The following is a 10269-nucleotide window of genomic DNA, read 5'->3' as shown; positions in this document are numbered from 1 at the left end:
TTTTGATGATGACGTCGATGCATGAACTGGAGACGCTGCGGGCTTTGCTGGAGTCGGCATTGATTCAGGTGCAGATGCCCACTGGGCCCAGGACTTTGCACTAGGGCATAAGCAATGTGTTGCCTGTTCCGACCTCTTCGCGGGCACGCCCGCTCCCACAGGATCTTCACAGTACTCAAGACTTGCACAGTACCTGTGGGAGCGGGCGTGCCCGCGAAAGGGCCAGAGCAAGCAGTCGAGAAATTTCAGGGGGATTCAACAATGACCACAGAAGACACCCAGTTCACCGTCGGCAAAACCACCTTCTACCAAGGCGAACACGGCACCCATCCACTGTTCCGCATCGAGCCCGGCATCCCCTGCCGCGATGCCCGCGAGCAGTCCTCAGAGTTGATGGGCTATGTCCGCGAACTGACCATCACCGGCCTGATGGATGAGAAACCGATGATGATCTGGGCTGCGCACTACCTGAGTGCGATGGCCAAGGCGCTGATGGATGATGCTGAGTTGGGCATGAAGCAGTGAGTGCTTGCCTTCAGTTCGCATGAGGGCCGCAAGGTGTTCGCCTTGGCAATTTCAGCGCCTATGAGACCGAGCGCCGCCCGCGCGGCGCTCGGTCGTAACCTGCCTTCAGTCTTTATGCATGTGCTGCTTGCCATCGCGATGAGTATGGGCCTTTGAATGCCCCTCATCATGCTGGCTTGCGCCCGAGGCCTGCTCACCATGATGGCCAGGCACGTTGCCGCGGTGCTGGCCTTCATGGTTGTGCATTTCACTTTCGCCACCACCATGCTGGTGGCCGCCACTGGCCGCGACCATCGTTTTGTACTGCTGGGCGTTCAACTGGGGGAGCTGATCCAGGAAGGCGACGATGCCCCAGATGTATTCATCGCCCATGCTCTTGCCCCATGCCGGCATGCCGGAGGCCTTGATGCCGTGCTTGATGATCCAGAACGCCGCAGCGGGGTCGCCACCGATCCCGCTTTTGGTCAGGTTGGGGGGCGATGGATACAGAGCCTGGCTGAGCTCGGTCTTCTCGACGCCAGGGGCAAGGTGACAACCGATGCACATGGCGTTGTAGTTACCGGCGCCGGTACCAATCAGCGCTTCATCTTTCAGGTCTGGCACCTCGATGTCCCTGGCCCGTACTGCGATCGAGCGGTCCCGTGCCATGGCCAGAAAGGCATGCACGGCGGGGAAATGGGGATCATCGGCCCCCACATTGACCAGGCCGGAGTACGCAGCACCCAGCACGGCCACGCTGGCCATTGCGCCTGCTGCAACAAGCGTTGTTATTGTTCTTTTCATGTCTGGTTCTCAAAACCACATGCGGATACCGGCCACGAAACGCGCTTCATCCACATCACCACCGTCGTCGCGGACGAAATCGGCGGTTTTGCCGTAGGAGCGGCTCCAGGTGATGCCGATGTAGGGGGCGAACTGGCGGACAATTTCATAGCGCAGGCGCAGCCCGACTTCGGTATTGGCCAGGCCGGAACCCACACCGCGCCCAGGGTCGTTCTTGCCATAGAAATTGGCTTCAGCGGTCGGCTGCAGGATCAGGCGGTTGGTCAGCAGAATGTCGTAGTCGCCTTCCAGGCGCGCGGCAGTCTGGCCGTTCTCGCCAATGAACGCGGTGGCTTCGGCTTCGAAGTCGTAAAGCGCCATGCCCTGGATACCGAACGCCGCCCAGGTCTGGGGGGATTCAGGCTTGAAGTCCTGGCGCACCCCGGCAACCACATCCCACCATGGGCTGATCGAGCGACCGTACAGCAGCTGCAATTCGGCATCCTCGGTGACACCGTTGGTACGTTCACCTTCGGAGCGGATCCACAGCCGGTTGATATCGCCGCCTACCCAGCCAGAAGCATCCCAGGCCAGCGTGCTGCCTTCATCCGCATCCTGGTACTCGAGCTGATCCAGCAGGAAGAAGCTGTTGATAGCACTGTCGTGCATCTGATGCCCACCCAATGGGGGGAAGGCTGCCTGGCGGTCGGCATCGGTCAGCACCGGGATCGGGGTACGGCTGGTCGTCGGCGTATCCGTCGAGCCGTGGTTCATTTTCGAATGATCCATCGCTTCATGGTTCATGGCTCCATGATCCATGGCCCCATGATCCATGCCCGGCATGCTGCCATGATCCATCTTGCCGTGGTCCATCATCGAATGGTCCATTTCTTCAGCGGCGAAGCTGGGCGCAGCGCCCAGCACGCCGAGCGAAACGGTCAATGCCAGCAGCGATGGTCGTGCCAGGCTATTGAGCATCTTTCCCTGCCTCGGCTTTGTCGCTGCCATGGGATTCCATCATCTTGCCGTGGTCCATGCCTTGCATCGAGCCATGGTCCATACCCTTCATCGAACCGTGGTCCATGCCCTTCATGGCGCCATGATCCATGCCCTTCATCGAACCATGGTCCATGCCTTGGGCACCCTTGGCTTTTGCGGCATCGGCAGGCTGCTGATTGTTGTCGCCGGACCACGACGACGGGGCATAAACGGCAAACAGGCCGGCCATTGCAGCAGAGAGGAAAAACGCGCTTCGTTTCATTGGTTTGCTCATCTCGGATCTCCAGTTCATTCGTCCACACGGACTTCGCGGAACATGCCCATTTCCATGTGGAACAGCAGGTGACAGTGATAGGCCCAACGTCCTAAAGCATCTGCAGTGACGCGGTAGCTTCGTTTTGAGCCAGGCGGCATGTCGATCGTGTGTTTGCGCACCATGAAGTTGCCGTTCTCATCCTCCAGGTCGCTCCACATGCCATGCAGGTGGATGGGGTGGGTCATCATGGTGTCGTTGACCAGGGTGATGCGCAGGCGCTCGCCATACTTGAGGCGCAGTGGCTCGGCATCGGAAAACTTGATGCCGTCGAAGGACCAGGCGAACTTTTCCATGTGGCCGGTAAGGTGCAGCTCGATTGTGCGACCAGGCGCGCGGCCGTCCGGGTCCGGGAAGGTGCTGCGCAGGTCCGCATAGGTCAGCACACGGCGGCCGTTGTCACGCAGCCCGATGCCCGGATCGTCCAGTTTTGGTGTCGGGGTCATGGTCTGCATGTCGACCAGCGGGTTGTTGCTCTCGGAGTCTGGGTGGCTCTGCATGGGCGCGCTGGTATCAGCCATGTCGCCATGGTCCATGCCGGCCATGTTGCCGTGGTCCATGCCGGCCATGCTGCCGTGATCCATGCCGCCCATACCGCCATGGTCCATGCCCATATCGCTCATGGAAATGGTCGGCCGTGGATCGACAGCGGGAACAGGGGCCTGCAAGCCCTCGCGAACCGCCAGGGTGCCCCTGGAATACCCGGTACGGTCCATGGATTGGGCGAAAATGGTGTAAGCCTGCTCGCTTTCGGGTTCGACGATGACATCGTAGGTTTCGGCAACGGCAATGCGGAACTCGTCGACCGAAACGGGCTTTACATGCTGCCCGTCCGCCGCGATAACCGTCATCTTCAAGCCGGGAATTCGCACATCGAAATACGTCATGGCCGAGCCGTTGATGAAGCGCAGGCGGATTTTCTCGCCCGGCTTGAACACGCCCGTCCAGTTGCCGTCGGGGGCCTGGCCATTCATCAGGTAGGTGTAGGTGTAGCCGCTCACGTCAGCGAGATCGGTGGGGCTCATTTTCATCTCGGCCCACATCTTGCGGTCGGCTACCGCGGCGGACCAGCCCATTTCGCTCACATCGTTGACGAAATCGCCCACCGTGCGCTTGTGGTAGTTGTAGTAGTCGGACTGCTTCTTGAGCTTGGACAGCACCCGTGCAGGGTCTTCATCCGTCCAGTCGCTGAGCATGACCACGTAGTCCCGGTCATAGGTGAACGGCTCAGGTTCTTTCGCATCGATGACCAGGGCACCATACACCCCGACCTGCTCCTGGAAACCGGAGTGGCTGTGGTACCAGTAGGTGCCGTTCTGCTGGACCTTGAACTTGTACTCATACATGCCGTCGGGGGCGATGCCATGGAAGCTCAGGCCCGGCACGCCGTCCATGTTCGCCGGCAGGATGATGCCGTGCCAGTGGATGGAGGTGTCCTGCTGCAAGCGGTTGCGCACACGCAGCGTCACGGTATCGCCTTCGCGCCAGCGCAGGATGGGCCCGGGTATGGAGCCGTTGATGGCCATCGCTGTGCGCGCAGCGCCGGTAATGTTGACCGGCAGCTCACCGATGTAGAGGTCGAAGTCGGTGCCGCTCAGCACACTCGGTTGGCCCGGGCTGGTCACGGCCCAGACCGGCGCGCGCCACATGCCAAGCCCGCCAAGCAGTCCGGTAGCGGCAAGGCCTTTGACGAAGGAGCGTCTGGTGGTTTTGCTTTGCATGCCGTTGCGTCCAGTCAGTCGAAAAGTTGCTGGTATTCAGGCGGTTGAACGCCCCAGCCGTGGGTCGAGAAGCCCCACAATCTTCCTTAACGCTAGCGGACCTGCGCTGTCAGCTGGCTGAGCTTCAGATTACTTTTCTGTCAGCTTGTGGTGGGTCAAATTCAGTAAGCGCGCCGCGCGCCCTGTGGGAGCGGGTTCACCCGCGAAGAATGCGACACGGTGTATGGCACCGGCTTTGCCGGTGTTCGCGGGTAAACCCGCTCCCACAAGGCCCTGCGAAATCTTTGGGTTATGTATTCTGTGGGAGCGGGCGTGCCCGCGAAGGGCTGCAAAGCAGCCCCATCAAGGGGCTCTTTGGCCTGGCCGCTACTCGATGTGCAGCGCCGCCACCGGATGCAAGCGGGCCGCCCGCACGGCCGGAGCCAGGCCGGCGAGAATGCCGAGCACCGCCGCCAGCAGCAGCGCCAGCAGCAGAAACAGCGGTTGCAGCGCCAAGGGCAGGCTCGGCATGGCCAGGTGCAGTAGCCCCAGCAGCATGCCCATCAACAGCAGGCCAAGCAGGCCACCGGCCAGGGACAGCAGCGTTGCTTCAGCGAGAAACAACCCAAGTACCTGCCGCGGACTGGCGCCAATCGCCCGCAACAGGCCGATTTCTGCCGTGCGCTCGCCCACAGTGGTCGTCATGATGGTGAGAATGCCGACGGCGCCGACCAACAGCGAAATGCCCCCCAAGGCACCAATGGCCAGGCTCAGGGTGCCGAGAACGCGGTTGAAGCTGCGCAGCATGTCGTCCTGGGTGGTCAGGCTGAAGTCCTCCGCACCGTGTCGTTCGCCGAGTACCTCGCGAATCTGCCGGCTCAACGCCCGTGAAGTGGTACCGGCGCCAAACACCACATGGGCTTTGACCACCCCGGTGCGGTTGAACAGGCTTTCCGCCCAGTCCACCGGGATGTAGGCGATATCGTCGAGGTTGAAACCGAGCAACTGGCCTTTCTCCGCCATCACGCCGATCACCCGGAAACGTACGCCGCCGACGCGGATCAGCTCACCCAGCGGGTTGCGCGCCCCGAACAGCTCGGTACGCAGCTGATGGCCGAGCACCACATAGGGCGGCGAACGGCCGTCACGGGCCGGGGGCAGGAACTCGCCCAGGCTCAGTTGCATGCGCCAGGCCTGCGCCATCTGATGGCCGCCACCGAGAATGTCGCTGCGCCGGCTCAGTTGACCGAACTGGATATTCCCGCTGCCCTGAATGATCGGCACCGCCGCCTCGACATGCGGCAAGCGCCGCAGGGCGTCGGTGTCACTGATGGTCAGTGGCCGCACGCTGCCGAGCAGGCCGCCGAGGCCGCTGGTCTGGGTCTTGCCCGGGCGCACGGTGATGATCCGCGTACCAAACTGCGAGAAGTTCTCCAGCACGTAGCCGCGCACGCCTTCGCCTATGGCCGTGAGCAGCGCCACGGCGGCTATGCCGATCGCTACCCCGAGCAGGGTCAGCAGGCTGCGCAGCGGGCGGCAGGTCAGCGCCGAGCTGGTCAGCCGGAAACCATCTTGCCAGCGCATCAGTGCGCCCCCGGCGGGCGTAGCGCCGCCACCGGCTCCAGCGCCGAGGCCCGAGCGGCAGGCAGCCAGGCGAAAAGCAGCGCCGTGCCGAGTGCCAGCAGCACGGCGCCAACCCGCGCCCACCAGGGGGCATAGAGCGGCAGATCGAACGCCAGGCGCCCCAGCCAGAGCAAGGTTTCGGCCAGCAGCAGCCCTGCCAGTGCCCCTGTCAGGGCCAACAGCGCCGCCTCGCCGAGGAACAGCAGGCGCAGCTGCGCCGCCGTCACGCCTATGGCTTTGAGCAGGCCGATCTCGGCGCTGCGCTGGCTCACTGCAATCCAGGTCACGTTCATGATCAGGATGCCTGCCACCAGCAGGCTGATCGCGGCAATGCCAGCCACCGCCAGGGTCAGCACCGCGAGTATCTGGTCGAAGGCGCTGAGCAGGCTGTCCTGGCTGACCAGGGTGACGTCCTCCTCACCCTCGTGGCGCTCCTTGAGCGTGGCGAGTATCAGCTGCTTGCTACGGTCGAGAAAGCTCGGACCATGCACCTCGACAAACACCCGCGACAACCCCTCGCTATTGAACAAGGCCTGGGCGCTGGCCACCGGGATGATCAACATCTCGGCGAAATCCATCCCCAGCGATTCGCCCCGCTCGCCGAGAATGCCAACCACCCGGAAGCGCCGGTCGCCAGCGCGCAACCATTCACCCAGGGCCGGGCGAGCCCCGAACAGCTCGCGCCGGAGTTTGCCGCCGATCACGCAGACGGCTTCGGCCTGCTCAGGGTCCAGCGTCGGCAGGGGTTGGCCCTGGACGACCGTCAGTTGGCGAATGGCGAAGAAGTCCCGGGTGGTGCCCAGCGTCAGCACCTCACGATTGCGGTTGCCGACTATCACCTCCATCTGCCCGGCCTGCTGCGGCGCGACCCGGCGGATGCCCGGCAACCGGGTGATGGCCTGGACATCCTGCAAGGTCAACTCGTGTGGCGTCAGGCCGGTGAGCGGCGGCATTCGCCCGGTGGTTTCCTTGCGCCCCGGGAAAACGATGAGGATGTCGCGCCCGAGCAGCGAGAATTCGTTCAGGACGAAGGCCCGCGCCCCCGCGCCAAGACCGGTGAGCAGGTTGACCGCGACCACCCCGATAGCGATGGCCAGCAGTAGCATCAGGCTGCGTGAGCGATGCCCGCGCAAGGCACCTAGCCAGAAGCCCAGGGCATCGGCAGCGCGCATCAGGCCAGCGCCCACTGCGGCGCAATACTGTGGATCCGCCCGTCACGCATGTGCAGCTGGCGCTGTGCGCGGGCGCCCAGGTTGGCATCGTGGGTCACCACTATCAGGGTCAGGCCCTCGCCGTTGAGCTCCTCCAGCAGGCTGAAGACCTCGGCGCCGGCCTGGCTATCGAGATTGCCGGTGGGTTCGTCGGCCAACAGCAGCGCCGGTTGCATGACCATCGCCCGGGCGATCGCCACGCGCTGGCGCTGGCCACCGGACAGCTCGGCCGGGCGGTGGGCAATGCGCTCGCCCAGCCCCAGGCGTGCCACCAATTGGCTGCTGCGCTTGCGCCGTTGTGCCGCACCAATGCCGGCGAGGACCATCGGCAGCTCGATGTTTTCCAGCACCGTCAGCCGTGCGATCAGGTGGTAGGACTGGAACACGAAACCTATCAGCCGGCTGCGCAACTGGGCGCGGCGCGCCTCGCTCAGCGCCGCCGTGGCCTCGCCCTGCAGCCAGTATTCGCCGGCGCTCGGCGCGTCGAGCAGGCCGAGGATGTTCAGCAAGGTCGACTTGCCCGAGCCCGACGGGCCCATCACCGCCATGTAGTCACCGGCGGCGATGTCCAGGTCCAGGCCATCCAGCCCCATCACCTGCTGTTCGCCCAACTGGAAGCTGCGGCTACCGCCGCGCAGGCGGATCATTTCTCGGTCTCCGCGGCATCCACCGGGATCACCGCCACGGTATCCTTGAGCCCTTCCTGCTCGTGGCTGGCGACTATGCGTGCGTCCTCGTCCAGCCCTGCAAGCACCTCAGTCCAGCGCCAGTTGCTCAGCCCGGTTTGCACCTGCACCTCGCGCAACACCCGGGCGCTTGGGTCATATCGCAGCACGCGCTGCCCCTCCAGCAGGGTCTCGGTGGGGATGCGCAAGGCGCCCGCGTGCTGCTCCAGGAGGATCTCGACATCGGCGCTATAGCCGGTGAGCAGGGCCAGGTCTGCCGGCGGCTGGTCGAAGCGCACCTCGACATCGACGGTGCGCGCCTGCTTCTCCAGTTCGCGCACATAGGGCGCGATGCGGCTGACGCGGCCGGTGAAATGCTGACCACGGAAGGCATCCAGGCTGATCCGTACGGCGGTTCCTGGGTGAACCCGGGCAGCGTCCACCTCATCGATCGGTGCCTCTACATACAGGCAGCTGTCGTCGATCAGGTCGACTGCCGGCGGCGTGGGAATACCTGGCGGCGAAGGGGTGACGAACTCGCCGAGTTCGCCGTTGATTTCCGCAACGATGCCGGCGAAAGGTGCACGCAGAGTTGTCTGTTCCAGCAGTGAACGCTGCAGCTGCAGGTTGGCGTCGGCCTCGCGGATCAGCACGGCACTGGCACTGCACATCAGTTTCGCCAGGTTGGCCTTGGTCGTGGCCTGATCGAGGCGGTCGGCGGCAATCAACTTGCGGTCGGCCAACTGGCCCAGGCGATCAAGGTCGCGCCGGTCCAGCAGAGCTTGCTGGCAGCGCTGTTCGCGGCTGTTGCGCTGGGCCTCCAGCCGCGCCTCGGCTTCCTGTAGCCTGGCCTGTTGCTCGTCCTGCCGCAGGCGCATGAGCACCTGACCCGGCTGGACCCGCTGGCCCTCGCTGACCAGCAACTCGGCAACCTGGCCGCCGACATTGAAGGACAGGTGCGAGCGTCGACAGGACTTCAGCGTACCCGCACGCGTGTTGGCCACAACCGTCTCCACCGGCCCCCGCTCAACTTCCAGCAGCCTGACCGGCACAGGCTGCGGTCGACTCAACCAGCCGCCCAACACCACGAGACAAGCCAGGATCGACGAGCCAATCAATAATTTGCGCATGGACTACACCTCCTCCCATATGGCTTGAGCCTAGATCAGGAGGGTGAAAGCTCCACGCGAAACGCCATTTATCCGACGATTTTCGGATGAGTGTTAGTATGGTGTCAGATAAATGGCGAATGAGATTTTTTTCGCTCACGCACGGCGATTCCCCGGCCATGGGAAGGCTGCAGAAAGTCTCAGAGGATGAGAATGGCGGGCATTAAAAAGCCGGCTTGTGGCCGGCTTCTCGGGGACGCTTCCGACTAATTTATGGTAAGCCGCAATCGCCTTAACTGTGTGGCCATCAAGGGCCTGAAAGAGATGGCAGATGCCCGTGTGGGATATCGCCGAGCCCTCTGGACCGCGGCTTGCGCCGGTCGGGGCTGAATGTGGGGCGTAGCATACAAGGGCGCGCGCAGGATGCCCAGCAAAAAATGGCACAGGTTTGTTTCAGTCGGGCCGTTGCTGGCGGAAATGCGACCAGTGGAACACCCAGCCCAGGATCTTCAGCCCTTGTGTCTGGCGCTGGGCGGCGGTGTAGCGTTCGACCGCATAGTTGCGCCGATCATGGCTGTGCAGGTACAGCGTGCCGTGCTGGCCGAGGCTGAGGTTGTTAACCCTGAGCACGCCGTTGTGCAGCAGGGCATAGGTTTCGCCCTCGACCACCTGGGTCATGCCCAGGTCGATGGCCAGGGTAGCTTGCAGCGGAATCAGCGGGGTCATGTTGCTGGCGGGCATGGCCAGGCAGATGGCGTCGTCGGCATGCACTCCCAACCCTTTCAGGGCTTTTGCGGGCAGGCACAGGTGTTTGCCGGCCACGGGCGACAGCAGGCCGTTGTGCAGCTCGTAAAAGGGCACCTTCAATGTACGGCCGCCTTGCGCCGATAGCGGCGTGGGCGGGTTGGCGGGCGCCGGCCCCGGTGGGCAGGTGCGCAGGATCGGGTTGTGGTGTTTGGGGCCTTCGCCCGTGCGCAACCAGCGACGATGCACGCAGAACAGGTCCGCCATTTCGTCCAGCCGGGCCAGGGGCACGCCGCGCTTGAGCCAGTTGTTGACGTGCTGGGGCGTGACGCTGCGCTGGGCGGCGAAATCGGAAGGGGTCAGGCCACATTCGTGGAGGAGGGCTTTGAGTCTGTCACCGGATGTGTTCATGGCGGCGAGTGTAGCGGCGGGGTGCCAGCAAGGATATGAACCGGATGTTGATGGGGCTTGTGTGAAAAGCGCCTGTTTGTAGGGCGTTGGAGTAGGACTGCGTAGGATTTTTTACTCTCCCAAGCAAGTGCGCGGTTCCTGTGGGAGCGGGCGTGCCCGCGAAGAGGCCAACGCGGTGGCTGGCACCGGCTGCGCCGGTGTTCGCGG

At 63.6% G+C, this 10269-nt stretch carries 10 protein-coding genes; 1 reads left to right on the top strand and 9 read right to left on the bottom strand.

Features of this window, described 5'->3' with window-relative positions; genetic code table 11:
* Positions 1-261 precede the first annotated feature (261 nt).
* A complete protein-coding gene (locus tag ACLCGK_RS31670; RefSeq protein ID WP_085617830.1) occupies positions 262-525 on the top strand; it encodes a DUF3077 domain-containing protein in 264 nt (87 codons plus the stop codon).
* Positions 526-630: 105 nt separating this feature from the next.
* Here ACLCGK_RS31670 and ACLCGK_RS31665 read toward each other — a convergent pair whose 3' ends face one another.
* From ACLCGK_RS31665 to ACLCGK_RS31625, 9 genes are all read right to left on the bottom strand, one after another.
* Positions 631-1308: a c-type cytochrome gene (locus tag ACLCGK_RS31665; protein ID WP_410953621.1), complete on the bottom strand. Its 678-nt coding sequence runs from the start codon at positions 1306-1308 to the stop codon at positions 631-633.
* Between the two features lie 9 nt (positions 1309-1317).
* The gene (locus ACLCGK_RS31660) at positions 1318-2265 is read right to left on the bottom strand and encodes a copper resistance protein B (protein WP_410953620.1); all 948 of its coding nucleotides are present in this window, start codon (positions 2263-2265) and stop codon (positions 1318-1320) included.
* Positions 2255-2578 carry a hypothetical protein gene (locus tag ACLCGK_RS31655; protein WP_085665397.1) on the bottom strand — a complete coding sequence of 108 codons (324 nt, stop codon included), beginning with the start codon at positions 2576-2578 and terminating at the stop codon, positions 2255-2257. The genes ACLCGK_RS31660 and ACLCGK_RS31655 overlap by 11 nt, the downstream gene beginning before the upstream one ends.
* Positions 2575-4320, bottom strand: coding sequence for a copper resistance system multicopper oxidase (locus ACLCGK_RS31650; RefSeq protein ID WP_410953619.1), 1746 nt, complete (start codon positions 4318-4320; stop codon positions 2575-2577). The genes ACLCGK_RS31655 and ACLCGK_RS31650 overlap by 4 nt, the downstream gene beginning before the upstream one ends.
* Positions 4321-4686: 366 nt before the next feature.
* Positions 4687-5883, bottom strand: coding sequence for an ABC transporter permease (locus ACLCGK_RS31645; RefSeq protein WP_286918588.1), 1197 nt, complete (start codon positions 5881-5883; stop codon positions 4687-4689).
* Positions 5883-7094, bottom strand: coding sequence for an ABC transporter permease (locus ACLCGK_RS31640; protein WP_410953618.1), 1212 nt, complete (start codon positions 7092-7094; stop codon positions 5883-5885). Before ACLCGK_RS31640 ends, ACLCGK_RS31645 begins: the two co-directional genes overlap by 1 nt.
* Positions 7094-7780, bottom strand: coding sequence for an ABC transporter ATP-binding protein (locus ACLCGK_RS31635; protein WP_039614639.1), 687 nt, complete (start codon positions 7778-7780; stop codon positions 7094-7096). The genes ACLCGK_RS31640 and ACLCGK_RS31635 overlap by 1 nt, the downstream gene beginning before the upstream one ends.
* Positions 7777-8928 carry an efflux RND transporter periplasmic adaptor subunit gene (locus tag ACLCGK_RS31630; RefSeq protein WP_410953617.1) on the bottom strand — a complete coding sequence of 384 codons (1152 nt, stop codon included), beginning with the start codon at positions 8926-8928 and terminating at the stop codon, positions 7777-7779. Before ACLCGK_RS31630 ends, ACLCGK_RS31635 begins: the two co-directional genes overlap by 4 nt.
* Positions 8929-9360: 432 nt before the next feature.
* Positions 9361-10062 carry an XRE family transcriptional regulator gene (locus tag ACLCGK_RS31625; protein WP_015268796.1) on the bottom strand — a complete coding sequence of 234 codons (702 nt, stop codon included), beginning with the start codon at positions 10060-10062 and terminating at the stop codon, positions 9361-9363.
* Positions 10063-10269: the final 207 nt, after the last annotated feature.

Source organism: Pseudomonas sp. S1(2024) (assembly GCF_046557535.1).
Note: the sequence above shows the minus strand (reverse complement) of the source record. Positions and strands in the feature narration are given on the sequence as shown.

Coding starts and splice junctions, on each gene's coding strand:
- ACLCGK_RS31670 (WP_085617830.1), top strand. CDS start 262: ATGACCACAGAAGACACCCAGTTCACCGTCGGCAAAACCACCTTCTAC.
- ACLCGK_RS31665 (WP_410953621.1), bottom strand. CDS start 1,308: ATGAAAAGAACAATAACAACGCTTGTTGCAGCAGGCGCAATGGCCAGC.
- ACLCGK_RS31660 (WP_410953620.1), bottom strand. CDS start 2,265: ATGCTCAATAGCCTGGCACGACCATCGCTGCTGGCATTGACCGTTTCG.
- ACLCGK_RS31655 (WP_085665397.1), bottom strand. CDS start 2,578: ATGAACTGGAGATCCGAGATGAGCAAACCAATGAAACGAAGCGCGTTT.
- ACLCGK_RS31650 (WP_410953619.1), bottom strand. CDS start 4,320: ATGCAAAGCAAAACCACCAGACGCTCCTTCGTCAAAGGCCTTGCCGCT.
- ACLCGK_RS31645 (WP_286918588.1), bottom strand. CDS start 5,883: ATGCGCTGGCAAGATGGTTTCCGGCTGACCAGCTCGGCGCTGACCTGC.
- ACLCGK_RS31640 (WP_410953618.1), bottom strand. CDS start 7,094: ATGCGCGCTGCCGATGCCCTGGGCTTCTGGCTAGGTGCCTTGCGCGGG.
- ACLCGK_RS31635 (WP_039614639.1), bottom strand. CDS start 7,780: ATGATCCGCCTGCGCGGCGGTAGCCGCAGCTTCCAGTTGGGCGAACAG.
- ACLCGK_RS31630 (WP_410953617.1), bottom strand. CDS start 8,928: ATGCGCAAATTATTGATTGGCTCGTCGATCCTGGCTTGTCTCGTGGTG.
- ACLCGK_RS31625 (WP_015268796.1), bottom strand. CDS start 10,062: ATGAACACATCCGGTGACAGACTCAAAGCCCTCCTCCACGAATGTGGC.